At 46.1% G+C, this 25967-nt stretch carries 24 protein-coding genes; 13 read left to right on the top strand and 11 right to left on the bottom strand.

Annotation, left to right across the window (positions count from 1 at the left end):
• Positions 1-3 precede the first annotated feature (3 nt).
• The 5 genes from queA to secF all read left to right on the top strand — a co-directional run bounded on the left by queA (position 4) and on the right by secF (position 5541).
• Positions 4-1050 carry a tRNA preQ1(34) S-adenosylmethionine ribosyltransferase-isomerase QueA gene (gene queA, locus ICV36_RS08750; RefSeq protein WP_215400310.1) on the top strand — a complete coding sequence of 349 codons (1047 nt, stop codon included), beginning with the start codon at positions 4-6 and terminating at the stop codon, positions 1048-1050.
• Positions 1047-2204: a tRNA guanosine(34) transglycosylase Tgt gene (tgt, locus tag ICV36_RS08755; protein WP_215400311.1), complete on the top strand. Its 1158-nt coding sequence runs from the start codon at positions 1047-1049 to the stop codon at positions 2202-2204. Before queA ends, tgt begins: the two co-directional genes overlap by 4 nt.
• 134 nt (positions 2205-2338) lie before the next feature.
• Positions 2339-2665 (top strand): preprotein translocase subunit YajC, encoded by a 327-nt coding sequence (gene yajC, locus ICV36_RS08760; protein WP_215400312.1) that lies wholly within the window; start codon positions 2339-2341, stop codon positions 2663-2665.
• Between the two features lie 38 nt (positions 2666-2703).
• Entirely contained in the window at positions 2704-4563 is a 1860-nt protein-coding gene (secD, locus tag ICV36_RS08765) for a protein translocase subunit SecD (protein ID WP_215400313.1), read from the top strand.
• A gap of 3 nt (positions 4564-4566) precedes the next feature.
• The gene (gene secF / locus ICV36_RS08770; RefSeq protein WP_215400314.1) at positions 4567-5541 is read left to right on the top strand and encodes a protein translocase subunit SecF; all 975 of its coding nucleotides are present in this window, start codon (positions 4567-4569) and stop codon (positions 5539-5541) included.
• A gap of 1 nt (position 5542) precedes the next feature.
• On the opposite strand, the gene ICV36_RS08775 is transcribed toward secF, so the two are convergent.
• Positions 5543-6898 carry a 3-deoxy-D-manno-octulosonic acid transferase gene (locus ICV36_RS08775; protein WP_215400315.1) on the bottom strand — a complete coding sequence of 452 codons (1356 nt, stop codon included), beginning with the start codon at positions 6896-6898 and terminating at the stop codon, positions 5543-5545.
• Positions 6895-8274, bottom strand: coding sequence for an adenylosuccinate lyase (gene purB, locus ICV36_RS08780; protein ID WP_215400316.1), 1380 nt, complete (start codon positions 8272-8274; stop codon positions 6895-6897). The genes ICV36_RS08775 and purB overlap by 4 nt, the downstream gene beginning before the upstream one ends.
• 95 nt (positions 8275-8369) lie before the next feature.
• On the opposite strand from purB, the gene ICV36_RS08785 reads away from it, so the two are divergent.
• On the top strand, positions 8370-8984 hold the full coding sequence (locus ICV36_RS08785; RefSeq protein ID WP_215400317.1) for a glutathione S-transferase: 615 nt from the start codon (positions 8370-8372) through the stop codon (positions 8982-8984).
• 80 nt (positions 8985-9064) lie between these two features.
• Here the strand turns inward: ICV36_RS08785 and mnmA are convergent, their stop codons facing one another.
• Entirely contained in the window at positions 9065-10177 is a 1113-nt protein-coding gene (gene mnmA, locus ICV36_RS08790) for a tRNA 2-thiouridine(34) synthase MnmA (protein ID WP_215400318.1), read from the bottom strand.
• A gap of 178 nt (positions 10178-10355) precedes the next feature.
• Between mnmA and ICV36_RS08795 the strand changes: the two genes are divergently transcribed.
• Genes ICV36_RS08795 through ICV36_RS08805 form a run of 3 tightly spaced genes read left to right on the top strand, consistent with a single transcriptional unit; the run spans position 10356 to position 13251 of the window.
• Positions 10356-11486 (top strand): Re/Si-specific NAD(P)(+) transhydrogenase subunit alpha, encoded by a 1131-nt coding sequence (locus ICV36_RS08795; protein ID WP_215400319.1) that lies wholly within the window; start codon positions 10356-10358, stop codon positions 11484-11486.
• A gap of 24 nt (positions 11487-11510) precedes the next feature.
• Positions 11511-11852: a proton-translocating transhydrogenase family protein gene (locus ICV36_RS08800; RefSeq protein WP_215400320.1), complete on the top strand. Its 342-nt coding sequence runs from the start codon at positions 11511-11513 to the stop codon at positions 11850-11852.
• A 31-nt stretch (positions 11853-11883) separates the two neighbouring features.
• Entirely contained in the window at positions 11884-13251 is a 1368-nt protein-coding gene (locus ICV36_RS08805) for an NAD(P)(+) transhydrogenase (Re/Si-specific) subunit beta (RefSeq protein WP_215400321.1), read from the top strand.
• A gap of 153 nt (positions 13252-13404) precedes the next feature.
• Here ICV36_RS08805 and groL read toward each other — a convergent pair whose 3' ends face one another.
• From groL to ICV36_RS10260, 3 genes are all read right to left on the bottom strand, one after another.
• Entirely contained in the window at positions 13405-15057 is a 1653-nt protein-coding gene (groL, locus tag ICV36_RS08810) for a chaperonin GroEL (protein ID WP_215400322.1), read from the bottom strand.
• A gap of 28 nt (positions 15058-15085) precedes the next feature.
• A complete protein-coding gene (locus tag ICV36_RS08815) occupies positions 15086-15376 on the bottom strand; it encodes a co-chaperone GroES (protein ID WP_072582790.1) in 291 nt (96 codons plus the stop codon).
• Positions 15377-15657: 281 nt separating this feature from the next.
• On the bottom strand, positions 15658-15846 hold the full coding sequence (locus ICV36_RS10260) for a hypothetical protein (RefSeq protein ID WP_251374995.1): 189 nt from the start codon (positions 15844-15846) through the stop codon (positions 15658-15660).
• 72 nt (positions 15847-15918) lie between these two features.
• On the opposite strand from ICV36_RS10260, the gene ICV36_RS08820 reads away from it, so the two are divergent.
• The 4 genes from ICV36_RS08820 to dacB are packed head-to-tail and all read left to right on the top strand — an operon-like array spanning position 15919 to position 21173.
• Positions 15919-16533, top strand: coding sequence for a diguanylate phosphodiesterase (locus ICV36_RS08820; RefSeq protein WP_251374996.1), 615 nt, complete (start codon positions 15919-15921; stop codon positions 16531-16533).
• Complete coding sequence (locus ICV36_RS08825) at positions 16533-17156, top strand: response regulator transcription factor (RefSeq protein WP_215347694.1); 624 nt, start codon at positions 16533-16535, stop codon at positions 17154-17156. The genes ICV36_RS08820 and ICV36_RS08825 overlap by 1 nt, the downstream gene beginning before the upstream one ends.
• A 6-nt stretch (positions 17157-17162) precedes the next feature.
• Positions 17163-19607, top strand: coding sequence for an ATP-binding protein (locus tag ICV36_RS08830; RefSeq protein ID WP_215400324.1), 2445 nt, complete (start codon positions 17163-17165; stop codon positions 19605-19607).
• Positions 19608-19643: 36 nt separating this feature from the next.
• The gene (dacB, locus tag ICV36_RS08835) at positions 19644-21173 is read left to right on the top strand and encodes a D-alanyl-D-alanine carboxypeptidase/D-alanyl-D-alanine-endopeptidase (protein WP_215400325.1); all 1530 of its coding nucleotides are present in this window, start codon (positions 19644-19646) and stop codon (positions 21171-21173) included.
• On the opposite strand, the gene ICV36_RS08840 is transcribed toward dacB, so the two are convergent.
• From ICV36_RS08840 to fba, 5 genes are all read right to left on the bottom strand, one after another.
• Entirely contained in the window at positions 21119-22213 is a 1095-nt protein-coding gene (locus tag ICV36_RS08840) for an L-threonylcarbamoyladenylate synthase (RefSeq protein WP_215400326.1), read from the bottom strand. The genes dacB and ICV36_RS08840 overlap by 55 nt on opposite strands.
• Position 22214: 1 nt before the next feature.
• Positions 22215-23399, bottom strand: a complete 1185-nt coding sequence (locus tag ICV36_RS08845; RefSeq protein ID WP_215400327.1) for a 5-(carboxyamino)imidazole ribonucleotide synthase — start codon at positions 23397-23399, stop codon at positions 22215-22217.
• Positions 23400-23403: 4 nt separating this feature from the next.
• Positions 23404-23898, bottom strand: a complete 495-nt coding sequence (purE, locus tag ICV36_RS08850) for a 5-(carboxyamino)imidazole ribonucleotide mutase (protein WP_215400328.1) — start codon at positions 23896-23898, stop codon at positions 23404-23406.
• Between the two features lie 62 nt (positions 23899-23960).
• Entirely contained in the window at positions 23961-24860 is a 900-nt protein-coding gene (locus tag ICV36_RS08855; RefSeq protein WP_215400329.1) for a phosphoribosylaminoimidazolesuccinocarboxamide synthase, read from the bottom strand.
• Positions 24861-24867: 7 nt separating this feature from the next.
• A complete protein-coding gene (fba, locus tag ICV36_RS08860; RefSeq protein ID WP_215400330.1) occupies positions 24868-25932 on the bottom strand; it encodes a class II fructose-bisphosphate aldolase in 1065 nt (354 codons plus the stop codon).
• Between the last annotated feature and the right edge of the window lie 35 nt (positions 25933-25967).

Below are 25967 nucleotides of genomic sequence, written 5' to 3' on the forward strand. Positions count from 1 at the left end.
GCTATGCAACTTTCCGACTTCAATTACGAACTCCCGCCTGATTTAATCGCCCAGCATCCGTTGGCGAATAGAACGGATAGCCGCCTCTTAGAGGTCAAGGCTGATGGGTCAAATCACGTCCAATTACTAGACCGACAGTTTAAGGACATTCTTAGCCTTGTTCAGCCTGGGGACTTATTGGTATTCAATGACACCAAGGTTATTCCTGCACGTTTGCATGGCAAGAAGGAAACCGGCGGGAATGTTGAGCTACTGATTGAGCGTATTAGCGGAGAAAAACAGGCTTGGGTACAAATAAGGGCATCTAAGGTTCCTAAAACTGGGATGATTGTTCATATCCATAACCAAGCTGGCGAAACCTTCCCAGTGGAGATGATCGGATATGACGGGCGCTTTTATGAAGTCCGCTTTCCGGAAAATGTTTTTTCTTTGTTAGAGCGTTTTGGCGAACTCCCGCTCCCGCCTTATATTGAGCATCAACCCGATAGTGAAGATGCGCAGCGCTATCAAACAGTCGTAGCAAAAAATCCCGGGGCAGTTGCTGCACCAACAGCAGGCTTACATTTTGATGAAGTGATTCTGCAAAAGATCAAAGGGATAGGCGTCAATCAAGCGTCCATCACATTGCATGTCGGGGCCGGAACATTTACTCCAGTGCGAGAAGAGGATCTTTCAAAACACAAGATGCACTATGAGTGGTTCTCTATTCCCAATAAAACTTTGAAGGCAATTGAGGCCGCCAAGAAAAATGGCGGCAGAGTGATTGCGGTAGGCACTACCAGTCTGCGCGCCCTAGAGAGTCAGGCAGCCAGTGGGCAAAGCAGTGGAGAGACGAATCTTTTTATTACTCCTGGCTATCAATTCAAAACGGTTGATTGTTTATTGACAAACTTTCATCTGCCAAAATCTACTCTGTTAATGCTAGTAAGTGCATTTGCAGGAATGGAAAATATCCGTACCGCTTATCAACATGCCATTCATCAGAAATATCGCTTCTTCAGCTATGGAGATGCGATGTTTCTTTGCCGACTCGAGAATACAAAGCTATGACCAAACCTGTTCACTTTAATATCCTGGCGCGTGACTCACAAAGCCCCGCCCGCCTTGGTCAACTTGATCTCCCGCACGGCAGCGTGCAAACACCAATCTTTATGCCTGTTGGAACCTATGGCACTGTAAAGGCAATGACACCGCGAGATCTCAATGAAGCAAAAGCACAAATTATTTTAGGAAACACTTTTCATCTTTGGCTGCGCCCAGGATTAGATGTCATCAAAAAACATGGTGGCTTACATCGCTTCATGGGATGGGACAAGCCGATCTTGACTGACTCTGGTGGCTTTCAGGTTTTTAGTCTGGGTGCTCTTCGCAAGATTTCTGAAGAGGGCGTGACATTTGCATCACCGATCAATGGTGACAAATTATTTATGTCTCCTGAAGTTTCAATGGAAATTCAGGCGGTGCTAAATAGCGATATCGCCATGCAGTTTGATGAATGCACTCCTTATGAGACAAAGGGCCAACCCACTTCTGAAAAAACAGCGCGCAGCTCACTGGAAATGTCATTACGCTGGGGCGATCGCTCCCTCAAACGTTTTCGCGAACTCAACACTGGTAACGGTCTCTTTGGCATTGTTCAAGGCGGCATGTTTGAGAATCTCCGTGAATTTTCTCTAGATGCAGTAAGCCAACAAGGTTTTGATGGCATTGCTATTGGCGGCCTCTCCGTTGGCGAACCTAAACCCGAGTTTGATCGCATTCTCCATTTCACGGCGCCTAAGTTGCCAGAACATATGCCTCACTATCTGATGGGAGTGGGTACACCAGAAGATCTGATTTTGGGCGTTAGCCTAGGTATTGACATGTTTGATTGCGTCATGCCTACCCGTAACGCCCGAAATGGCTGGCTATTTACTCGTTTTGGCGACCTAAAGCTTCGTAATTCCGGGTATAAGGACGATGATCGCCCCGTTGACCCCACCTGCGCTTGCTACACCTGCCAAAACTTCACCAGATCCTACTTAAACCACCTTCAAAAGGCGAATGAGATACTGGGATCCCAACTCAACACCATCCACAACCTTTCCTACTACCTCCAACTCATGTCCGAGGTTCGCGAAGCCCTCAGCAAAGACCGCTTTAGCGCTTATCGCGAGGAATTTCATAGCAATCGCCAGCGTGGCGTTGAGCCCAGACAGGACTAATAGCCCTACAGGGGGCAAAACCCCTTGCAAATCACTTTCAAAGCCCCACACAGTTTAGAATTGCGGGTTACGGCCTCAGGTTTACAGGTCGAAAAACAAAGCGGTTTTTAATTGGTAATTAACGGAGGTTTTGTATGTGGATTAGTAATGCTTTTGCCCAAGCTCCTGCAGCGGGCGCAGATTCTGGTGGCTTAATGAGCTTCCTCCCTTTGATTTTGATGTTTGCAGTTTTGTACTTCATCATGATTCGCCCACAAATGAAGCGCCAAAAAGAAACCAAAGCAATGCTTGAGTCATTAGGCGTTGGCGATGAAGTGGTTACGGTTGGCGGCATCATGGGGAAAGTAACAGCCCTTAAAGACCAAGTGGTTACCGTCGAAATTGCTGCAGGCACTGAAGTGCAGTTGCAAAAAGGCGCCATCACTACAGTATTGCCAAAAGGCACACTGAAGTCTGCTTAATGCATTTGCTTAATACGTCTTACTAAAAGTATCTCAATATGAATCGCTATCCTCTCTGGAAATATCTAGTTATCGCCGTTGCTTTATTAATCGGCGGACTATATTCATTACCCAATTTCTATGGTGAGGCTCCAGCGGTACAAGTCTCGTCTGCCAAGCCAACCATCAAGGTTGATTTGGCAACGCAGTCTCGCGTCGAGAAGATTCTGACTGAAGCCAACATTAATAACACTGGCGTTTTCTTTGAAGTCGCCGGCAATGTTGGCTCCATTAAGGTTCGTTTTGATAACACCGATATTCAACTACGTGCCCGTGATCTCTTACAGCAAAAGTTAAATATTGATCAAAACGATCCAAATTACACCGTTGCATTAAATTTGCTGTCCAATACCCCGGGCTGGCTTAATGCAATGAATGCATTACCCATGCCTCTGGGCCTTGATCTACGTGGTGGCGTCTACTTCCTATTGCAAGTAGATATGAAGGGCGCTGTTCAGAAAAAAGTTACTTCTTTAGCAACCGATATTCGTAGCCAACTACGCGACAAGAGCATTCGTCATCAAGGTATTGAACGTGGTACTGATTTCATCAGCATTAATTTTGGCAGCACCGCCGATGCAGAAGCGGCACGCACAGTATTGATGACTAGCCAGCCTGAGCTCATTTGGCAAGTCAAGCCTACTGGCCTCTCACCCAAACTGGTAGGTGAATTTAAACCAACAGCATTAAAAGAAATTCAAGATAATGCGGTTAAACAAAACATCATCACATTAAATAAACGCGTCAATGAATTGGCTGTTAAAGAACCAGTCATTCAACAACAAGGTGCTGAGCGCATTGTGGTGCAATTGCCAGGCGTACAAGATACAGCGCGCGCAAAAGATATTATTGGCCGTACAGCAACGCTCGAGTCTCGTTTAGCCGACCCCTTGGTATCAACCATTAGCCTAGGCGAAACAGCGCCCCCTGGCATGGATACATTCCGTTTTGGAGAAAACCGGTTAGGCGTCTTTAAGAAATCGGTGATCTTCAGTGGTGATCGCATTACTGATGCTAGCGCCGGCTTTGACCAAAACCAACGTCCTGCAGTAAACATCTCGCTTGATGCCGCTGGTGGTCGCGTCATGCAAGAGGTTACTCGTGAAAACATTGGCAAGCCGATGGGTATGATCTTGTTTGAAAAAGGCAAAGGTGAAGTGCTGACTATTGCCACGATTCAAAGTGAATTTGGCTCTAAGTTTCAAATTACCGGCCAACCCACCACAGAGAGTGCAAATGACTTGGCGCTGTTATTGCGTGCAGGCTCTTTAGCTGCGCCTATGGAAATTATTGAAGAGCGTACTATTGGACCAAGCCTTGGTGCAGAGAATATTGAAAAGGGTTTTAAATCCCTCTTAATTGGCTTCACTGCCATCTCCATTTTTATGGTGGCTTACTACTTACTGTTTGGCACCTTCTCTGTAGTCGCTCTGGCTGTCAACCTGTTATTACTGATCTCAGTGTTATCGATGTTGCAAGCTACACTCACATTGCCAGGTATCGCTGCGATGGCCTTAGCTCTGGGTATGGCAATTGACTCCAACGTTCTAATTAATGAACGTATTCGGGAAGAGTTGCGTAATGGTGCTTCACCGCAATCAGCTATTGCCGTAGGTTTTGATAAAGCCTGGGCAACAATTTTGGACTCCAACGTAACCACATTAATTGCGGGCCTGGCGCTTCTGGCGTTTGGTTCAGGACCTATTAAAGGCTTCGCAGTAGTTCACTGTCTGGGCATTCTGACTTCAATGTTCTCGGCTGTCTTCTTCTCACGTGGCCTTGTTAACCTCTGGTACGGCAGACACAAGAAGATTCAAAAGCTCGCTATCGGCCAAGTTTGGCGCCCACAGGAGAAATAAGCCATGGAATTTTTCCGGATCAAAAAAGATATTCCATTTATGCGCCATGCATTGGTGCTCAATGCGATTTCATTAGTTACTTTCCTAGCAGCAGTCTTTTTCCTCTGGCATAGCGGTCTGCACCTCTCCATTGAATTTACTGGCGGCACGGTGATGGAAGTTAGCTATCCACAAACTGCGCCGTTAGACTCTATTCGCGCCAAAGTTGAGAAACTTGGTTACGCTGATACTCAAATCCAGAACTTTGGCAGCTCACGCGACGTGATGATTCGCCTGCCTTTGCAAAAAGATGCTGAGGGCAAACTCATTTCCTCAGCCGATCAAAGTACTGCAGTAATGCAGGCGCTTGACCCTGCAGCGACTGGTGCAAAACTTCAACGTGTTGAATTTGTCGGCCCACAGGTTGGACGTGAATTAGCAATGGATGGCTTGATGGCCTTACTTTTTGTAATCATCGGCATCGTGGTTTATCTGTCTTTCCGCTTTGAATGGAAGTTTGCAGTAGCAGGCATCATCGCAAACTTGCATGACATTGTGATCATCCTAGGCTTCTTCGCATTCTTCCAATGGGAGTTCTCACTTTCCGTATTGGCGGCAGTTCTTGCAGTTCTAGGCTACTCAGTAAATGAATCTGTGGTGATCTTCGACCGTATTCGTGAAAACTTCCGCAAGTACCGGAAGATGAATACCCGTGAAATTATTGATAACGCCATCACCAGCACCATCAGCCGGACGGTCATTACCCACGGTAGTACTGAGATGATGGTTTTGGCAATGTTGATTTTTGGCGGACCAACACTCTTCTATTTCGCCTTAGCACTGACCATTGGTATTTTGTTTGGCATCTACTCTTCAGTGTTCGTTGCTGCGGCATTAGCCATGTGGCTTGGTGTTAAACGCGAAGATTTAGTCAAAGGCGATAAAAAGCCAGGTGATGACGCCCGTAAAGATGATCCCAACTATGGGGCAACGGTTTAAGCTAGTAAATAATTTGCTGATCAAGGGCAGCTAATATTCTTTTAGTTGCCCCTTGATGTTTGACAGAGTAGGTCTTTGCAGCCTCGCTCATTTTTTGAAGCTCGGCGGTATTTAAGAGCAACTCCTTTAAAGACTCCGTTAAGGCAATTGGCTCTGTCAGCAGCAGATTGCCTTTAATTCGTTTGGCTGCCTCACTGTCTAGCGCATCTAAGGCTGCTTGCTGAAAGTTATAAGTATGTTCACCCAATAAAACTGGACACCCTGCAGCACAAGCCTCAATCAAATTCTGGCCACCAAACGGCAGTAGGCTTCCCCCCATCAAAACCAAATTCGATGCGCTGTAATACATGGGCATCTCACCCATGGAGTCACCCAAAACAACATCTAGGCCTGCGCACTCACTTGGAGTTCCCACCCATTCGCTGCGACGACGATACCTCAATTCTGCATTATTAATTTGATCTGCAACCTCTGTAAATCTCTCTGGATGGCGTGGCACCAAACACAACAAGGGAGGCATTGAAAAAGCATTGCTTGCAAGCAAATCTTTCCAGGCCTTCAGAATGATGGCCTCTTCGCCATCACGGGTGCTTGCGGCACACACCATCAGGCGATTATTGATATGCAGGTCTTGTTGCCAAACCTTTCCCTGCTCTACCAGTATGGGGTCAAGCGGCACATCAAATTTCAGATTGCCCACAATCCGCACATTATCAACACCCAAGCTACGGTAACGCTGTGCATCGAATTCAGTTTGCGCCAAGATGCCTGCAAAGGCCTGAAATAGAGCACGTCCAGCTTTTCCAAAGCGATTAACGCGACGAGCACTGCGCTCAGATAAACGCGCATTAACCAAGAACAACGGTAAACCAACTTCCTTGCAACGAAATACAATGGTTGGCCAAGCCTCAGTCTCCATAAAGAGGCCGAGTTTTGGTTTAAATGTTTTTAAGAAATGTTCAACGGCCCAGTAAATATCGTACGGCAAATACACTTGTCGAACTTGTCCAGATGCAATCTGCTCGGAAAATAATTGTTTACCAGTAAGACGACCATTCAAAGTCATATGGGTCAGCAAGATAGCTTCGCCCTTTGCCAAATAGGCTTCGATCAAAGGCTGCGCTGCGCGAGTTTCACCAACAGATACCGCATGTATCCAAATAGACCCTTGAGTAATGGGCTTGCTATAACCAAAACCCAGCCGCTCTGGAATGTGATGCAAATAGGAGAAGGCATGGCGTGAACGCCAAGCTAAACGTATAAATGCCAATGGCAATAAAAGATGCCACAGCAATTGGTAAGCAGCAAACCAGACTCGGGGGCGCGCCCCGTATTCTGAATTGGTAGTCAAACTCACTTTTTGAGGCGTTCGGTCAACTCGACCGCCTTACCCAAATAAGAAGATGGAGTCATCTCCAACAAACGTGCTTTAGCATCTTCAGGAATATTCAAGCTACGGATAAAGGTTTGTAAATCTTCTTGATTAATGCCTTTGCCCCGAGTCAATTCTTTTAATTGCTCATAAGGGTTCTCAATGCCATAGCGTCGCATCACAGTTTGTACTGGCTCAGCCAAAACCTCCCAACACGCATCTAAATCAGCAGCAATCGCAACCAAATTCACTTCCAGCTTACCAAGGCCACGCAAGGCGCTGTCATAAGCTAAAACGCTATGGCCAAATGCAGGACCTAGATTGCGCAATACTGTGGAATCAGTGAGGTCACGCTGCCAACGAGAGATTGGTAATTTTTCAGCGAGGTGACGAAGCAAGGCATTGGCTACACCCAAATTACCCTCAGAGTTTTCAAAGTCAATCGGGTTGACTTTATGCGGCATCGTAGATGAACCAATTTCACCTGCTTTTGTGCGTTGTTTGAAATATCCAACGGAAATGTAAGCCCAGAAATCGCGGTCCATATCCAAGAGAATCGTATTGGCACGCGCAATTGCGTCGAAGAGCTGCGCCATACCATCGTGTGGCTCAATCTGAATGGTGTAAGGATTAAAGGTTAAACCCAAGCGCTTCTCCACCACATTCTTAGAGAAATTCTCCCAATCAAAATCAGGATAAGCGGACATATGTGCGTTGTAATTGCCAACTGCACCATTCATCTTGCCTAGCAATGGAACTGCAGCAATAGAATCAATTGCACGCTCTAAACGCTTAGCAATATTCGCAATCTCTTTGCCCAGAGTACTTGGTGAGGCGGGTTGCCCATGGGTACGAGATAACAAAGGCACCTTAGCGTGCTCAAGCGCTAATTCAGTGAGAACAGAGAGAACTTTTCTGAGTTGAGGTAAAAGCACTTCATCACGAGCGCCACGCAACATCAAGCCATGGGAGGTGTTATTGATATCTTCTGATGTACAAGCAAAGTGAATGAATTCACTTGCTTTTAACAAATCTGGGCGATCCGCTACTTTTTCTTTTAAGAAGTACTCGACCGCTTTTACGTCATGGTTCGTGACCGCTTCAATATCTTTAATGCGCTGTGCATCAGCATCCGAAAATTTTTCTGGGAGCGAAAGCAAAAAGGCTTCGTCAGCAGCATTAATTTTTGGTACGTCTGGTAGGCCAGCAGCAGCCAAAGCCAAAAGCCAATGAATTTCTACAAAAACACGTTGCCGCATAAAAGCAGCCTCGGAGAGCCAAGGACGCAACGCATCGAGCTTTCCGGCATAACGGCCATCTAGGGGTGAAAGGGCATTAAGGGTTGAAAGCGGCTGACTCACGAATATTGCCTTTGCATTGAATATGTCAATAAAACCTGATTTTAATGCGTTCTGGGGGCCAGCAAAGCCCAAATAGGGTGGCTATACTTGAGTCCATGAAACTCATCGGATCCCTCACCAGCCCCTATGTACGCAAAGTACGCATTGTTTTTAACGAGAAAAAGGTCGATATAGACCTCGAATTGGAGAATGTCTGGGCAGCAGACACCAAAATCGCCTCTACAAACCCCTTAGGAAAGGTGCCCTGCCTGATTGCTGACGATGGCGAGGCTATTTATGACTCCCGCGTCATTGCCGAATACGCTGACGGCCTCAGCCCAGTGAGCAAGCTCATTCCAACTGATAATCGTGAGCGTGCCTCAGTAAAAACCTGGGAAGCGCTCGCAGACGGAATTATGGATGCGAGTATTTTGGCTCGATTAGAGCAAACCTTGCGCCCAGTAGAGCAACAAAGTCAAACTTGGTGCGACCGCCAAATGGGCAAGATCGACACTGCTCTGCGTCAAATGTCTGAGCAACTAGGTGAAAATGCCTGGTGTCACGGCAATCAAATGACCTTAGCCGATATCGCTGTTGGTTGCGCTGTTGGCTACTTACTATTTCGCTTTCCAGAAGTGAAATGGCAAACCCAATATCCAAACCTAGATCGCCTCTATCAAAAATTATTGCAGCGCCCTTCTTTCATTGAAACTGAACCTCCCGCTGCTTAATGAAATGCAATTCATCCAGCGCCTCAATAAAAAAGCCAATCCATTGATTGGCTTTTTTCTTTGCTATTCGATGTTAAAAATTATGCAGAAATAATTCCGCCACCTAAGCAAACATCGCCATCGTAAAGAACAGCAGATTGTCCGGGTGTCACTGCCCACTGCGCATCTGGAAAACTCAAATCAAAACTCTGTGCCTCATTACCGACACTCAAACTACAGGCAGAATCCGCTTGACGATAGCGAGTCTTGGCCGAATAATTTCCAGGTGTCGGTGCGCCACCAGAAACCCAACTTGCATCCATCGCAGAAAGCTGGTTAGCCAATAGCCACGGGTGTTCGTGACCTTGCGCTACATACAGAGTGTTGTTCGGAACATCCTTACGCGCTACATACCAAGCATCACCATTGCCGTCCTGACTGCCGCCCAAACCAATACCTTTGCGCTGACCCAAGGTAAAGAAGGCTAAGCCCATATGCTCACCGACAATTTTGCCCTCTGGCGTTTTAATGGGGCCTGGTACGCGGGGTAAATAACGATTTAAGAATTCTCTAAAAGGACGTTCACCGATAAAACAAATTCCAGTGGAGTCTTTCTTTTTGGCATTGTGCAAACCAATTTGCTCGGCAATTTTTCTCACCTCTGTTTTTGGAATTTCGCCAAGAGGAAACAGCACATTTGCCAATTGTTGTTGAGTGAGACGATGCAAGAAATAACTTTGATCCTTGCTGGCATCAACTGCTTTTAATAACTGAACTTTTCCGTTCTCATGACGCACACGCGCATAGTGTCCAGTAGCAATCGCATCAGCACCCAAACTCATGGCGTGATCCAGAAATGCCTTGAACTTAATTTCGGCATTACATAAAACATCGGGATTCGGTGTTCGCCCTGCAGCATATTCCCGCAAGAAATCCGCAAATACGCGTTCGCGGTATTCAGCAGCAAAGTTGACCGCCTCAACATCGATTCCGATCATATCGGCTACCGAGACCACGTCGAGCCAATCCTGACGCGCTGAACAGTACTCATCGTTATCGTCATCCTCCCAATTTTTCATGAAAAGGCCAATAACTTCAAAACCTTGCTTTTTGAGCATCCAGGCAGCAACCGACGAATCTACCCCTCCAGACATGCCAATAACGACTTTCTTGGGCTGGGAGGACAAGATTGGGGAAGAATTGAGCGAGATCATCAAAAAATGCGAGAATTCAACATAAGCTAATAAATCCCATTGTAGAAGCCTTAGAGAAAATTAGCGCAAATCTGAGTGGGTTTAAAAGGCTTTATATATAAGGGTATGTATATATACGCAATTGCGTATATATACCTAAAATAGATTTCTTGAAAATTTTTGCTTTTGGAGACATGCCATGCGCATAGGAGTGCCACTGGAAACAAGGCCTGGGGAAACTCGAGTAGCCGCCACACCAGAAACCGTTAAAAAACTCATCGGTCAAGGTCATACCGTAGTTATTCAAAAAGACGCCGGATTACAAGCCAGCCAACCCGACTCCGCTTATGTGGCCGTGGGCGCCAGCATCGGCAGCGCTGCGGATGCGTTTGGTGCCGAGATTGTTCTCAAAGTGCGCGCACCCGAAGCGTCTGAACTCAAGCAAATTAAATCTGGCGCCGTACTCTTGGGAATGCTTGACCCGTTTGATAACGACATGATTGCCGCAATGGCTGCACAAGGCGTTACCGCATTCTCATTAGAAGCGGCGCCTCGTACAACCCGTGCGCAAAGCATGGACGTTTTATCCTCCCAAGCCAATATTGCTGGATATAAAGCGGTGATGGTTGCTGCAAATGAATATCAGCGCTTTATGCCAATGTTGATGACTGCCGCAGGAACGGTAAAAGCAGCGCGTGTACTCATCTTGGGTGCTGGCGTTGCCGGCTTGCAAGCCATTGCCACTGCAAAGCGTCTTGGTGCTGTGATTGAGGCATCCGATGTCCGTCCCGCTGCTAAAGAACAAATTGAATCACTGGGTGCAAAGTTTGTTGACGTGCCCTATGAAACTGATGAAGAGCGTGAGATCGCTCAAGGAGTTGGTGGCTATGCCCGTCCAATGCCTGAGGCATGGATGAAGCGCCAAGCAGCTTTAGTTGCTGAGCGGGCACAACAAGCCGATATCGTGATTACTACTGCATTAATCCCAGGACGTAAGCCACCTGTTCTCTTGCATAGCGATACTGTTGCCAATATGAAGCCTGGCTCGATAGTAATCGACCTAGCTGCAGGCAAAGGTGACAACGGCTCCGGTAACTGCCCGCTAACGCAAGCAGACAAAGTTATTGATGCGAATGGCGTGAAGATTGTTGGTTACACCAATTTGGCCAGCATGGTTGCAGCAGATGCTTCCGCTCTCTATGCACGCAACTTGCTCGATTTCATGAAACTCATTGTGGATAAGGAAGCTAAATTGGTTATCCCAAGTGACGATGACATCGTTACCGCTTGCTTAATGTGCCGTGATGGTCAAGCCATCCGCAAAAACTAATAGTAAAAATACTAAGGAAATACTATGGATCTCGCTGCCTTTCAAAGCATCCTCACCGTTCAAAACATTACCGTGTTTGTATTGGCTATTTTTGTTGGCTATCACGTAGTTTGGAACGTTACGCCAGCATTACATACACCCTTAATGGCTGTAACAAATGCGATCTCCGGCATCATCATCGTTGGCGCCCTATTGCAGACCGAAGTAATCGGTGGCGATGAAATCACCCTCACCAGCATTATTGGTGCGGTTGCTGTGTTCCTAGCATCTATCAATATTTTTGGTGGCTTTATGGTCACCCGTCGCATGCTTGAGATGTTTAAGAAAAAAGCACCTAAAACAAACTCAGCTGATGCTGCTAAATAAATAGAACAAGACCTATACAGAGACCAAAACTATGTCAAACATAACCGCTATTTCTTATCTCATCTCATCGGTGTTGTTCATCCTCGCTTTGCGCGGCCTATCTTCACCAACCACATCACGCCAAGGTAATACTTTCGGCATGATTGGTATGCTGCTTGCAGTCATTACCACTTTCTTCATTCCAGATTTCAAGCCAGTCGTCTCATTAATTGGTGCCGCTATTGTGGGTGGTGCGATTATTGGAACGATTGCAGCTAAGCGTGTGCAAATGACCAAGATGCCAGAGTTGGTTGCGTTGATGCACTCCTTTGTTGGCTTATCAGCTGTGTTGATTGCAATTGCAGCTGTATTTAATCCAGCGCATGACCATACTGGCGCCCAGAAGATCGAACTCTTTATCGGCGCATTTATTGGCGCCATAACCTTTACTGCGTCGGTCATTGCATTCGGCAAGTTATCCGGCAAGGTCAGCGGTAAACCAGTGAGTTTTGCGGGCCAGCATTTGCTTAACTTAATCCTAGCTGTCTTGATGGTAGGCGCTGGTATTGCGTATTACATGGGTGATAGCCATGCAGCCTTCTTGGCAATGTGCGCGATTGCCTTGGTATTGGGTGTGACTTTGATTATCCCTATCGGTGGCGCCGATATGCCAGTGGTTGTATCTATGTTGAACAGTTATTCTGGTTGGGCTGCAGCCGGTATTGGCTTCACCTTAAACAATCCTGTATTGATTATTGCGGGTGCTTGCGTAGGCTCATCAGGTGCGATTTTGTCTTACATCATGTGTAAAGCGATGAACCGCTCCATTCTGGCGGTCTTGCTTGGTGGATTTGGCGCTGAAACTGCTGCAGGTGGCGGTGACGATGGTGGTCCTAAAAACTACAAAACTGGCTCCCCTGAAGATGCTGCCTTCCTCATGGAAAATGCGGACACTGTAATTATTGTTCCTGGCTATGGCTTAGCAGTGGCTCGTGCTCAACACGCCCTAAAAGAATTGACTGAAAAGTTGACTCACCATGGTGTAACTGTGAAGTATGCGATTCACCCTGTTGCTGGACGTATGCCTGGCCATATGAACGTTCTCTTGGCGGAAGCTGAAGTTCCATACGATCAAGTATTCGAGATGGAAGATATCAACAGTGATTTTGGTCAAGCCGACGTAGTCTTGGTGCTTGGTGCTAACGACGTTGTTAACCCAGCAGCACGCACTCCAGGCAGCCCAATCTTCGGCATGCCGATCTTGGAAGCGTTTAAAGCCAAAACCATTATTGTGAACAAGCGCTCTATGGCGGCTGGTTATGCCGGCCTAGATAACGAGCTTTTCTACATGGATAAAACCATGATGGTCTTCGGTGATGCGAAGAAGGTCGTGGAAGATATGGTTAAAGCTGTTGAGTAATCCAACGCAAATGCCATATAAAAGACCGCCTTCGGGCGGTTTTTTATTGATTAGGTAAAGATGCGTTGCCATTGCCGCATCAAATAAAAACGCCCAGTCTTTTGAACCGGGCGTTTTAGTTTCTTCAGCGAACTCGCTGGAGAGGTAAGGCTATTACATCATGCCACCCATACCACCCATGCCGCCCATACCACCCATATCAGGCATACCGCCACCAGCAGACTCATCCTTTGGCGCTTCAGAGATTGCGCAATCAGTAGTCAACAAGAGGCCAGCAACAGAAGCTGCGTTTACCAATGCAGTTTTGGTTACCTTAGTTGGGTCGATAACACCCTGTGCAACCAGGTCACCGTATTCACCGGTAGCCGCGTTATAGCCATTATTGCCTTTGCTTTCCTGCACTGCATTCACAACGACACCAGCATCTTCACCGGCGTTGCTAACGATAGTACGCAATGGCTCTTGCATAGCGCGCAATACGATACTGATACCAGCGTCTTGATCAGCGTTATCGCCTTTCAAGCCTTTAATACCTTGCATTGCACGAATCAATGCCACGCCACCGCCAGGAACAATACCTTCTTCAACAGCTGCACGAGTTGCATGCAATGCATCATCAACACGGGCTTTCTTTTCTTTCATTTCTACTTCAGTAGCAGCACCAACACGAATCACCGCAACACCGCCAGCCAACTTGGCTACACGCTCTTGCAATTTTTCTTTGTCGTAGTCGCTAGTAGCTTCTTCGATCTGAACGCGAATGTTCTTCACGCGTGCTTCAATCGCTTTAGCATCGCCAGCGCCGTCAATAATGATGGTGTTTTCTTTACCTACTTCGATACGCTTCGCTTGACCCAAGTGCTCAAGAGTGGTTTTCTCGAGTGTGAGGCCGATTTCTTCAGCGATGACTGTGCCGCCAGTCAAAATCGCGATGTCTTCCAACATTGCTTTACGACGGTCACCGAAACCAGGAGCTTTAACAGCACAGGTCTTGATAATGCCGCGGATGTTATTCACAACTAAAGTTGCCAAGGCTTCGCCTTCAACATCTTCAGCAATGATCAACAGTGGACGACCAGACTTGGCCACTTGCTCGAGTACTGGGAGCAAGTCACGGATGTTGGCAATTTTCTTATCAAACAAGAGAACGTATGGGCTTTCCAACACAGCAACTTGTTTTTCTGGTTGATTGATGAAGTATGGAGAGAGGTAACCGCGGTCAAACTGCATGCCCTCAACTACTTCAAGCTCGTCTTCCAAAGACTTGCCATCTTCAACAGTGATTACGCCTTCTTTACCTACTTTTTCCATTGCTTCTGCAATACGCTGGCCAATGCTGTGGTCGCTGTTTGCAGAGATAGAACCTACTTGAGCGATTTCTTTGGTAGTTGTGCAAGGCTTAGAAATTTTTGCGAGCTCTTCAATTGCTGCTGTAACAGCCTTATCAATACCACGCTTCAAGTCCATTGGGTTATGACCTGAAACCACATATTTCATGCCTTCGCGAACGATAGACTGCGCCAAAACAGTAGCGGTAGTTGTACCGTCACCAGCGATGTCAGCAGTTTTGGAAGCAACTTCCTTAACCATCTGCGCACCCATGTTTTGCAGCTTATCCTTGAGTTCAATTTCTTTTGCTACGGATACACCGTCTTTAGTGATTGTTGGTCCACCGAATGAACGCTCGATCACCACATTGCGACCCTTTGGTCCCAAGGTTGTTTTCACTGCATTAGCAAGAATGTTTACGCCTTCGACCATCTTGGTGCGAGCGCTATCTCCAAATACAACGTCTTTTGCTGCCATGATTAAATTCCTCTCTTAAATACCGAAATTATTTCTGTACAACAGCCATGATGTCGTCTTCACGCATCACAATGAGTTCTTCGCTGTCAACTTTTACTGTTTGACCGGCATATTTGCCGAACAACACGCGATCGCCTACTTTGACGTCAGGTGCGTTTAATTTGCCGCTGTCATCGCGCTTGCCTGGACCAACTGCCAAAACCTCACCTTGATCAGGCTTTTCTGCAGCAGCGTCAGGAATGATGATTCCGGAAGCAGTTTTTGATTCTTGATCTAAACGCTTGATGATTACGCGATCATGTAAGGGACGCAAATTCATCTCTTCTCCTATGTTAGTAAGTGTTAACTATTTAAATAAACTATATAAATCAATGCTTTACAATCTCAATACACGGAACTTAAGGACAATTTACCAATAAATCACCTTTTTAGCACTCGCGTGTAGGGAGTGCTGATTATATAGGTCTCATTCCCAGCATTTCAAGGGTGAATCAACATAAATTCTTTAAGGATTTAGCTTTTTTATAATAAGGACAGGTTGGTAGGCCAATTCCTACAGATAAATCAGCCCAAAGCCCTTACCGCTCCAATCCGTCCTGCCTAGACTGGACAGTCACCGATTGGAGAATGCTGATGAGCCCGAAATCCCGGCTGTACACGCTTGTAAAGGCATGGAAGAACAAACCCTTCCAAGAAGTACGAGACGCCTGTGGCGAACCCTGGCTTGGTCTTAGTAGCCAAGCCCTCGAAGAACACCAATCCTGGTCCAAGCGACAAGCGATTAGTCATGAACCCATTTTTAACTGTAAGGGAACAAAACTGACAGGATCATTATTTAGACCTCTACTGACTGCATCTGACATGCAACTGCTTCGCCTCTTCATGGAGGGTTTAGACACAGTTGCCTATTGGTATCGTAGTGGCCGCTTTATTCCAGGAATCTTGCCGCTACCTGCAAATGCCTTAGCCAGAAGTGGCTACGTGGATGCCATGTGCGAGTTGATCTTGAACTCTCGCCTACCGGTGGGTCTCATCAGCATAGGCATTCAAACAATACCAGAGCCTTGCATTGTCAATGCGTGTAACGAAGGCTTGCTACGCTTGCGACGACTTGGCATCTTGCTTCACTGCCTAAACTTTTCAGGAGGTGTTGACGAATTGCATTGGATTAAAGAGATGCAATTAGAGGGGGTTCATATTGATATGGCGCAGATTCGTGAACGTGATCTTGCCAGTGATGTGCTATCCCAATTAAGACAGTCACCCTACTCACCCACTCAAATTTATGCAAGCAATATCGGACTAGTCAAGGATTTTGAAAATGCCTCGACCCTCATTGCCGATCATTCATATGGTGGCCTCATGATGTCACCCGTAAGCCGACATCAGATGCTACAGATTAATGATAGCCGTATCGCTAAAGCCATTTTTTCGCTGCACCCTCATCCAAACCCAAACCTAAATGGAGACAAGTAATGAGAAAACGCGTGATGTTGGTAGATGACCACCCAGCAATGCTGATGGCTCTTAAAAGTATGTTGCAAGACCAGTTGTTATTTGAAATTGCAGGACAGGCACAGAATGGCGAAGAGTGTCTGAGATCCATGAAGGAGGTCAATCCTAATATGGTGATTCTCGATCTAGATATGCCAAAGACAGACGGCTTTGATGTCATCCGACGAATCGGACTAATGTATCCAGACGTTCGTATGCTAGTTCTGTCCAGCATGGATGAAGCAGTTTATGGCGGCAGGGTGCGCTCATTAGGTGGGCATGGTTTCGTGAATAAAACAGCCGGGGCCGATGTCATCCTCGCAGCCTGCGTTGCTATATCTCAGGGTTACAACTTTTTCACACATGGAAAAAATGGAAATAGCTCATTAAGCGACAACGATAAACTCGCATTGATTTCCGATAGAGAACTGCAGGTCATGAAATATTTAGGCAAAGGCAATACCAATCAACAGATATCTGACATGTTGCATATCAGCAATAAAACCGTAGCAACCTACAAGACTAGAGTCTTTGACAAGCTCGGGATTAACAATATCGCCGATCTCATCCTGTTCTGCCGCATGAACAACATCATCGAAAGCTAAGTAAGGATGCGTCGATCCATTAACTGCATCGCTCTTTTACTCCTGTTCCACGGGAAGATCAGCAGTACAAATGCGCATTCTTTTAACGCAATTGAGCAACAGTGGATCGACGCTCATCCCGTCGTTCATTTCAGCATTCATGAAAAATATGCCCCGTATTTAGAAGTTAATGAGAAAGGTGAATCTGGAGTCTTTCATGGTCTATTAAGCAAGTTAGGAGAGTTTACCAAGCAAGAATTTCTACCAAAGTGGCGCAAGAATGATCAAGAAGGATTACACCAGCTTGCCACTGGAGAGGTCGACTTCATCATTGATCCACCAGCCCTCGATGATGAGCATCTGCGGTTCGGGTCTCTATCAGAAGCCATCTTTTGGGGGCACGATGCCATTCTGACCAAGCGTCTAGATAACACTAGGCCAATTAAACCAATCAATATTGCCTACTTTGATCGCGGCTTCGAAAATCCTCCAATACCCAGTCATCCTCAAGCCAACATCTCTAGTTATGCGGAAAACTTGATTTTTGATTTACTCAAAAACGATATTGAAGCCCTAGTCTTGCCGCTTCGTCTAGCCCAGCAACTCACTCAAAAATTCAATAAAGAACAACTACATGTCGATGGTCTATACAACAGAGCGCCATTTGAGTATCGCTGGCTAATTGCTCATCAAGATGAGGCGTTACATGGTGTGCTTGAACATTTTCTGGATAACCTCGATCCGGTTGCATCACGAAAACTTTTCAATCTAAATTCTTCAACCCTTGAAATAGACTCTGGCAACCCATCAACCACATCCCCCTGGCTTTTTACTTTGGGCATCTTGCTACTCGGCTCTTATTGGCTCTGGCGCATGCATCAAAAGCAATCACTTCAAAGACAAGAGGCAGACATTTTGATGTCATCAAAAGAGCGGGCTGAAAAAGCGAATGAAGCCAAGTCTTCATTCTTGGCGACGATGAGTCATGAGATCCGCACACCCATGAATGCCATCTTAGGTGTGCAAGAACTATTGTTAAGCAGTCCCCTACCAGCAAACGAAAAAGTATTGCTCAAAAGCGCCCACTCATCAGCCGAATCTCTATTAGGAATTTTGAATCAGGTTTTAGATCTTTCCAAAATTGAAGCCGGGAAACTCACACTCAATATTGAACCCTGCAATCTCAATGCCTTGATAGATGACATCGATTCTGCGTTCTCAACGGTAGCAGATAGACAAAATCTCAAACTTTATACATCAAGAGATCCACGTATTGCGGAAGTTTTATTACTTGATTCCTTGCGTCTACGGCAAATACTGCAGAACCTTATTAGTAATGCGATTAAATTTACCGAACATGGCGAGATCTACTTTTCAATTAGCGTACTAGCAGATGACCATGCCGGACAACTCATTGAATTCAGGATTATTGATACCGGCATTGGAATGGGAACAGAAGAGATTGCTATTGCACTCCAAGCCTTTGAGCAAATACCAGGAAAAGTTGAACAAGCCAATGGAACCGGCCTTGGGTTAACCATCACAAATCACCTGGTCACCTCTATGGATAGCCAACTCTACTTTGAGAGCGCTCCTGGCTTAGGTAGTAATGTTCATTTCTGTGTTGCATTGCCACGCACAAGCATTGCAGCTAGAAGAAGTTCTGGGTCTGCACTAACACAGACGGACACCTCAAGAAGATTGGTATCTAAGCAAACCTTAAATAGCGAGCGATCTTTACAAGCCTTAGTAGTAGAGGATCATCCAGCAAGCCGTCAGATTATTTCCCTCCAGCTTCAAGCATTGGGAATTGAAGTATTGGTTTGTGACAACGCCAGCGCTGCACTAGATCTGATTAGTCAAAATCGATTTGATCTTCTTCTAACAGATCAATCCATACCCGGAATGCAGGGCTCTGAACTAGCAAGATATCTTCGTGATCAAGGTCATCGGGACCTCATCATCATTGGTATTACTGCAGATATCTACGCCCTAGACTCACGGCATCAATTTTTATCCGCCGGCATGAATGGCGTCCTAATAAAGCCATTAAGCCTCTTGACCCTGGAGAATGAGCTCTCCCGATATTTTCAGATTAAGGAGTTCACCGATTTAAAAGAGGCTAACAAGCCTCAAGGGGCATATTCATTTGAGGCCTTTGACAATCTTCTTAAACAAAGTCCAGAATACATTCTGGTCATCTTAGAAGAAATTAAAAAAGTACATGATGAAGTTCTTGAGTCAATTCAATGCAACCAGTGCGATCAAGAGACTGTCAGTAAGCTAATCCATAAAGTAAAAGGCGGCGCACAACTTTTAAATGCCCAATCCTTTATTCAGGCTTGCGAGGCTTTAGAAAAAGAGGGCAATCTAAATGTCCAAGTAGATATCTTTGCTCAATTGCTTCATGAGCAAAATCAGATCATTCTTGAGTATCAAGCTCATTATTCAAATCTTAGGCCCTTGATCTAGTACATCCCACGGTAATGTAGGTTTATCCTATGGGGGATGCGCCATTTTTTTCTTCGCCCTCTGATTTTGGTCACTGCTAACTTATGGCTAGCCGGCTCTTTTGCGCTTGCCAATGAAGTTGCGCCCCTAGCTATTCCAATAGCTGTAGTGCATAGCTTAGAACGCAATCAAATCCCACTTGATACGGTAAGTATTTCAGTCACAGAGATTGAACCTAGTCGCCCTGGCAAGCATACTGCTAAGAAGATTTTAGATTGGCGTGGTGCCGATCCAATGAATCCTGCTTCGACAATGAAGCTACTTACTACGCTTACGGGTTTAGATATTTTAGGCCCGCATTATCGTTGGCGAACCAATATTTATACCGATGGCGTTATTCGTCAGGGTGTACTGAAAGGTAATTTGTATTTGCAAGGTACAGGTGATCCAAAACTCGTGCCCGAAGAACTCGCCAAGATGATGAAAGATCTTCAAGGTCTCGGCGTGCAAAAGATTGACGGTAATTTGTTCTTTGATCGAAGTGCATACGCGCCGGGCGTAATGGAACACAACACGATTGACGGTGAATCTCTGCGAGCTTATAACGTTCCTCCAGACCCCTTGCTTTATGCATTTAGAACACTATCTTTTCAGCTGGGAAAATCACGCACTGCTGACTTTATTGATATTAGCTATACGCCACCACTTTCTCTGCTTAAGGTTTCTAATCAAATGCAATTAGTGGATCGTGCCTGCGATAACTGGAAAAGCAATATTCGTTTTAATTTGGATCCAGAGAGTCCGAGTAATACCGATCAGCCCTTGACCGCACAATTCTCTGGCGCATTCCCAAGCGCGTGTAAGGGTGTGAACTTTAATGTTGTGGCTCTTGATGCCAACACGTTTTTAACTCAAGGCTTTGCCGCTGCTTGGGAATTGGCTGGCGGCACATGGGCTCAGCCTCCGATTGGCAAGAATGGCGCCGTACCACTAGCAGCAAGACTATTACTTCAGTTTGAAGGAATTACTTTAGCGGATGATGTTTTGGATATTAATAAGTACTCCAATAATGTCATGGCGCGTCAAGTTCTTTTAACTTTGGCCTTAGAGAAGATGGGTAAACCCGCAACCACTGCCAGTGGTGAACTCGTTATTCAAAGTTGGTTAAAGCAAAATGGTTTAGATTTTCAGGGACTGGTTATTGAGAATGGCTCTGGTCTATCTCGCAACGAAGCCATCTCTGCGGGTCAGATGAATCAACTCTTGCTCACTGCTCGCAATCTTCCTGTAGGTGATATTTTTTATAACAGCTTACCGATTGCAGGCACTGACGGCACAATGCGCAATCGATTAATGAGTCAATTGCGTAAGTTTTTGCATTTGAAGAAAAAGCCTGAGGCTAGAATTAAAACGGGCTCGCTAGCAGATGTGCGCGCAATCTCAGGTTATGTCTTCAGCAAATCCGGAAAGATGTATGCCGTAACTTCGTTCATTAACCACCCCAATGCATGGAGAGGATTAGAGGCGCACGATCAGTTGCTGTCGTGGCTGCTTGAAGATGGACCTGAACCAAAGCATGCCCGCTGAAGACGATCTCTGACACCATCCCACTCCTCGCCAGTCGGTGGCTCTGGAAATAAAATCAAGTCCCAACCTTGCTGATCAAGGTCACGTAAAGATCGATATAGTCTGCTAGCAAATGTGGTTGGATCACTAGACACAATCACCTCCTCAACATCCGTTGATGGGCGGTCCTCCAACACCAAAGAAGATTCCGAATCCCACACCGCCACGGCGACACGAGACTTAATATCTGGAAACTCACTTAAGGCATCTAGAACACGTCCTGGCTGGTATAGCCGCAGGGGTGTTGTTGGTGCGTAATGGGCCTTCAGACTTCCAGACACCTTAGGAAGATCATTCCCTAACTGGCCATCATCAAGCTCTCCCGGCTGATATACCTTCACACCTGTCTTGGCAAAGATTTCACTTGGAGTAATTGCACCAGGCCTAAGAAGTACCGCTTTATCTCCGGAAGATAAATCAATAATAGTGGACTCGATCCCGACTTCACAGTCGCCGCCATCCAATACCATTAGATCCAACATACCTTCAAATTCATTACGAACATCTGTAGCACTTGTAGGGGATACCTTACCAAAGCGATTAGCTGATGGCGCTACAACGCCACCTTTAAATTTACGTAACAGCTCTTGAGCTATTGGATGAGAAGGTGCACGAATGGCGACCGTGTCCTGCCCTCCAGTCAATTCACTCAAAACACTTTTGTCCTTCTTGAAGACCAGTGTTAATGGACCAGGCCAAAATGCTTCAATCAGCTTTAGGGCTTGCTCAGATAAATCTCTGACCCAAGGTGTGAGTATTGGCAACCAATCTACCTGCGCCTGATCAAATTTATCTGGTGCAGCTAAATGGACAATTAAAGGATGATTGGATGGCCTACCTTTAGCGGTAAATATTTTTTTAATAGCTTCAGGATTTTTAGCATCAGCAGCTAAACCATATACCGTCTCAGTAGGTATGGCAACTAAACCACCGTTACGCAAGGTTTGCACTGCTTCGTCAATCACCGCAGATGATTGCAGCGACCTGCTATCACTAGACATTCTAGGGCTCGATCCCTAATTCAGTCGCTACAGCTGCGCAATTTTGACGTGCCTCATTAAGCGCTTCACCCAAGCAATTGATGTGACCCATTTTTCTACCTATGCGCGGCTCAGACTTGCCATACAAATGAAGCTTCGCATCGGGATGGGCCAGTACTTTATTCCAAGCAGGCTCTTTTGGCTGATCCTCGCTTCCCTCGAACCAGAGATCGCCCAATAAGTTCAACATGGATACGGGAGCCAACTGACGGGTATCCCCTAAAGGCAGTCTTGCCATAGATCTAACCTGCTGCTCAAACTGGCTGCTCACACATGCATCCATCGTGTAATGACCAGAGTTATGCGGGCGCGGTGCAATTTCATTGGCGACAATATCGCCACTCTTTAGAACAAAGAACTCCACACAAAGTACGCCAACGTAATCAATCTTCCGAATCAGCGCCTTGGCTGCCTCGATAATTTTCTTCTCTTGAGCAGGCTTTAATGATGGCGCTGGCACCGTTGAGGTATGCAAGATACCCTCGCGATGAATATTTTGCGAAACTGGATAAGCTACGACAGCATCGTCATAACCTCGCACAACCAATGCCGAGACTTCGAAATCCAACTCCATGCGCTTTTCTAATACACATGGAACGCAACCGAATTCATTCCAAGCAGCAGACAAATCTTCCGCACTATAGACGGTTGCCTGACCTTTGCCGTCATAACCCATGCGGGCAGTCTTCAGGATTCCAGGAAAGAGATCGGCTGGAGTATGAGCTATATCAGCCGCATGCTCAATCACAAAGTGAGGGGCTGGACCGATATTGGTTTCTGACTTCCAAGTGGCTAAGAAATTTTTCTCAGCAATCCGGTTTTGAGCTAGCGAAACGCAACTGCTACGTGGTGCCACAAAGACACCCAAAGATTCCAGCTCGTCTAAAGCTTGGGCTGGAACATTTTCAAATTCAGTACTGACAGATGCGCATAAAGCAGCCATCTCTTTTAAAGCGGCGGAGTCAGTGTAGTCAGCTTGGATAAATTTTTCGGCAATAGAACCTGCAGGACTATCTGAACCAGGGTCAAGCACGCAAACCTTATAGCCCATCGCTTGAGCAGCCTGCGTGAACATCCGCCCTAATTGACCGCCACCTAAAATTCCTAGATACGAACCCGGCAAAATGGGTTCCATACGATCTGCCATGTAATTAATATCCCGGCAAATTCATTGAGCGTGCGGTATCCGACTGCTTTACACGGAATTCCTCTAAGCGCTGAGCCAAATCAGCATCATGTAAAGCTAAACCTGCAATCACATGCAAAGCTGCATTAGCAGCCCCCGCTTCGCCAATCGCAAAAGTTGCTACTGGAATGCCTTTAGGCATCTGCACGATGGAATAAAGAGAGTCTTCGCCACGCAAATACTTGCTAGCCACTGGCACACCATAAACAGGAACAATCGTTTTTGAGGCAAGCATGCCTGGTAAGTGTGCTGCGCCGCCCGCGCCAGCAATGATGGCTTGCAAACCGTTCGCTTGCGCTTTTTCAGCATACTGGAACATGTCATCTGGCATACGATGAGCGGAGAGAACTTTAGCTTCATGAGCAATACCAAATTGCTCGAGCATTTGAGCGGCATGCTGCATGGTGTCCCAATCCGAATTGGACCCCATTACTATTCCGACGATTGGCTTCTTGCTCATTTACCTCTCCAAATGCCCTAAATATTTACCTGCCATCCATTAAGGACTCTATTATCCCTGACTTAGGAAGTCTCAGTAAGCCGAGTCAACGCCTCACGATACTTTTGGGCAGTCTTTTCAATCACATCAGCTGGTAATTGTGGTGCCGGGGCTGTTTTAGGCCAAAGCTTACCGTTTACTTGAGCTGTTTCTAACCAATCACGCACAAATTGCTTGTCGTAAGACGGCGGGTTTGAGCCAACGTAATAGGTCTCAGCCGGCCAAAAGCGCGAAGAGTCTGCAGTGAGGATTTCATCCATCAACACTAACTGTCCATTGGCATCCAAGCCAAATTCAAATTTGGTATCAGCAATGATGATGCCGCGTGTAGCAGCGTATTCAGATGCTTCTTTGTACAAACGAATACTCACTTCTCGAATTTGATTGGCTAACTTTTCACCAATCATCTCGATCACTTTTTCAAATGAGATATTCTCGTCATGCTCACCAACCTCAGCCTTTGCTGCTGGAGTAAAAATTGGCTCAGGCAGTTTTTGGGCATTCTCCAAGCCTGCAGGCAAAGCAATTCCGCAGACCTTGCCAGTTTCTTTGTAATCTTTCCAACCGCTACCAGCCAAATAGCCACGCACTACCGCTTCAACCAAAATTGGCTTTAAACGCTTAGCTACAACTGCACGACCTTTAACTTGGCTCACCTCATCCGCAGTCACGACGGTAGCTGGGTCAATACCAGTCAAATGGTTGGGAATCACTGCAGCCAATTTATCAAACCAAAAATTAGCCATTTGATTAAGAACTACACCCTTCTCAGGAATGGGCTCGCCCATCACCACATCAAATGCGGAGAGGCGATCAGTCGTAATCATTAATAACTTGTCGTCATCTATTGCATAGACATCGCGCACCTTACCTTTAGATAACAAAGGTAATGACTTAATGGAGGTAGCGTACAAAGCAGGCATATCTAAATCACTTCACAATTTGAGTTAATTTGCCGCTCTTATATAGCTCAGCCATCTTCTCTAAAGAAATCGGTTTAATTTTGGAGGCTTGACCAGCAGAACCAAAAGCCTGGAAACGTGCGATACAAACCTTCTTAGCAGCCTCGCGAGCCGGCTTCAAATAATCACGCGGGTCAAACTTCGATGGATTTTCAATCAAGTAACGGCGAATTGCTCCAGTCATTGCCAAACGAATATCGGTATCAATGTTGATCTTACGCACGCCATTCTTAATGCCCTCCTGAATCTCTTCAACAGGAACACCATAGGTTTCTTTCATATCGCCACCAAATTCACGGATCTCAGCAAGCAATTCTTGAGGAACGCTAGAAGAACCATGCATTACCAAATGGGTATTTGGAATACGTGCATGAATTTCTTTAATGCGGTCAATCGCCAAAATATCGCCTGTTGGCTTTTTGCTGAACTTGTATGCGCCATGGCTCGTACCAATGGCGATCGCTAAGGCATCACACTGAGTAGCCTTCACAAAATCTGCGGCTTGCTCAACATCGGTCAGCAACTGCTCACGGGTCATCTTGCCATCAGCACCGTGACCATCCTCTTTATCGCCTTGCATTGTTTCAAGCGAGCCCAATACACCCAACTCCGCCTCCACAGTCACTCCAATGGAGTGAGAAAATTTCACTACTTCCTTAGAAACATCTACGTTGTACTCATAGCTAGCAACAGTTTTTCCGTCTGCTTCTAATGAACCATCCATCATCACGCTCGTAAAGCCACTCTTGATCGCAGCCATACATACTGCTGGACTCTGGCCATGGTCTTGGTGCATTACTACAGGAATATGTGGATAAGCCTCTATAGCTGCAGAAATAAGGTGGCGCAAGAAAGCTTCCCCTGCATATTTACGTGCACCAGCAGAAGCTTGCATGATGACTGGGGAGTCAGCTTCATTTGCCGCCTCCATAATTGCCGTCACTTGCTCTAAGTTATTGACGTTGAATGCTGGCAAGCCGTAACCATTCTCAGCAGCATGATCCAAGAGTTGTCTTAAAGATACTAAAGCCATGATGTTCTCTTAATAAATAGTAATTTGGTTTTTAA

Origin of the sequence: Polynucleobacter sp. MWH-UH35A (assembly GCF_018687075.1) — a bacterium.
GTDB lineage: Bacteria > Pseudomonadota > Gammaproteobacteria > Burkholderiales > Burkholderiaceae > Polynucleobacter.

Bases quoted from the DNA above. Each gene is read 5' to 3' on its own strand.
- groL (WP_215400322.1), bottom strand. From the start codon at position 15,057: ATGGCAGCAAAAGACGTTGTATTTGGAGATAGCGCTCGCACCAAGATG.
- ICV36_RS08795 (WP_215400319.1), top strand. From the start codon at position 10,356: ATGCGCATAGGAGTGCCACTGGAAACAAGGCCTGGGGAAACTCGAGTA.
- ICV36_RS08855 (WP_215400329.1), bottom strand. From the start codon at position 24,860: ATGCCTGCTTTGTACGCTACCTCCATTAAGTCATTACCTTTGTTATCT.
- dacB (WP_215400325.1), top strand. From the start codon at position 19,644: ATGCGCCATTTTTTTCTTCGCCCTCTGATTTTGGTCACTGCTAACTTA.
- ICV36_RS08785 (WP_215400317.1), top strand. From the start codon at position 8,370: ATGAAACTCATCGGATCCCTCACCAGCCCCTATGTACGCAAAGTACGC.
- tgt (WP_215400311.1), top strand. From the start codon at position 1,047: ATGACCAAACCTGTTCACTTTAATATCCTGGCGCGTGACTCACAAAGC.
- ICV36_RS08800 (WP_215400320.1), top strand. From the start codon at position 11,511: ATGGATCTCGCTGCCTTTCAAAGCATCCTCACCGTTCAAAACATTACC.
- secD (WP_215400313.1), top strand. From the start codon at position 2,704: ATGAATCGCTATCCTCTCTGGAAATATCTAGTTATCGCCGTTGCTTTA.
- ICV36_RS10260 (WP_251374995.1), bottom strand. From the start codon at position 15,846: ATGACTAATCGCTTGTCGCTTGGACCAGGATTGGTGTTCTTCGAGGGC.
- ICV36_RS08845 (WP_215400327.1), bottom strand. From the start codon at position 23,399: ATGGCAGATCGTATGGAACCCATTTTGCCGGGTTCGTATCTAGGAATT.
- ICV36_RS08815 (WP_072582790.1), bottom strand. From the start codon at position 15,376: ATGAATTTGCGTCCCTTACATGATCGCGTAATCATCAAGCGTTTAGAT.
- ICV36_RS08805 (WP_215400321.1), top strand. From the start codon at position 11,884: ATGTCAAACATAACCGCTATTTCTTATCTCATCTCATCGGTGTTGTTC.
- secF (WP_215400314.1), top strand. From the start codon at position 4,567: ATGGAATTTTTCCGGATCAAAAAAGATATTCCATTTATGCGCCATGCA.
- mnmA (WP_215400318.1), bottom strand. From the start codon at position 10,177: ATGATCTCGCTCAATTCTTCCCCAATCTTGTCCTCCCAGCCCAAGAAA.
- fba (WP_215400330.1), bottom strand. From the start codon at position 25,932: ATGGCTTTAGTATCTTTAAGACAACTCTTGGATCATGCTGCTGAGAAT.
- ICV36_RS08825 (WP_215347694.1), top strand. From the start codon at position 16,533: ATGAGAAAACGCGTGATGTTGGTAGATGACCACCCAGCAATGCTGATG.
- yajC (WP_215400312.1), top strand. From the start codon at position 2,339: ATGTGGATTAGTAATGCTTTTGCCCAAGCTCCTGCAGCGGGCGCAGAT.
- ICV36_RS08840 (WP_215400326.1), bottom strand. From the start codon at position 22,213: ATGTCTAGTGATAGCAGGTCGCTGCAATCATCTGCGGTGATTGACGAA.
- ICV36_RS08830 (WP_215400324.1), top strand. From the start codon at position 17,163: ATGCGTCGATCCATTAACTGCATCGCTCTTTTACTCCTGTTCCACGGG.
- queA (WP_215400310.1), top strand. From the start codon at position 4: ATGCAACTTTCCGACTTCAATTACGAACTCCCGCCTGATTTAATCGCC.
- ICV36_RS08820 (WP_251374996.1), top strand. From the start codon at position 15,919: ATGCAACTGCTTCGCCTCTTCATGGAGGGTTTAGACACAGTTGCCTAT.
- purE (WP_215400328.1), bottom strand. From the start codon at position 23,898: ATGAGCAAGAAGCCAATCGTCGGAATAGTAATGGGGTCCAATTCGGAT.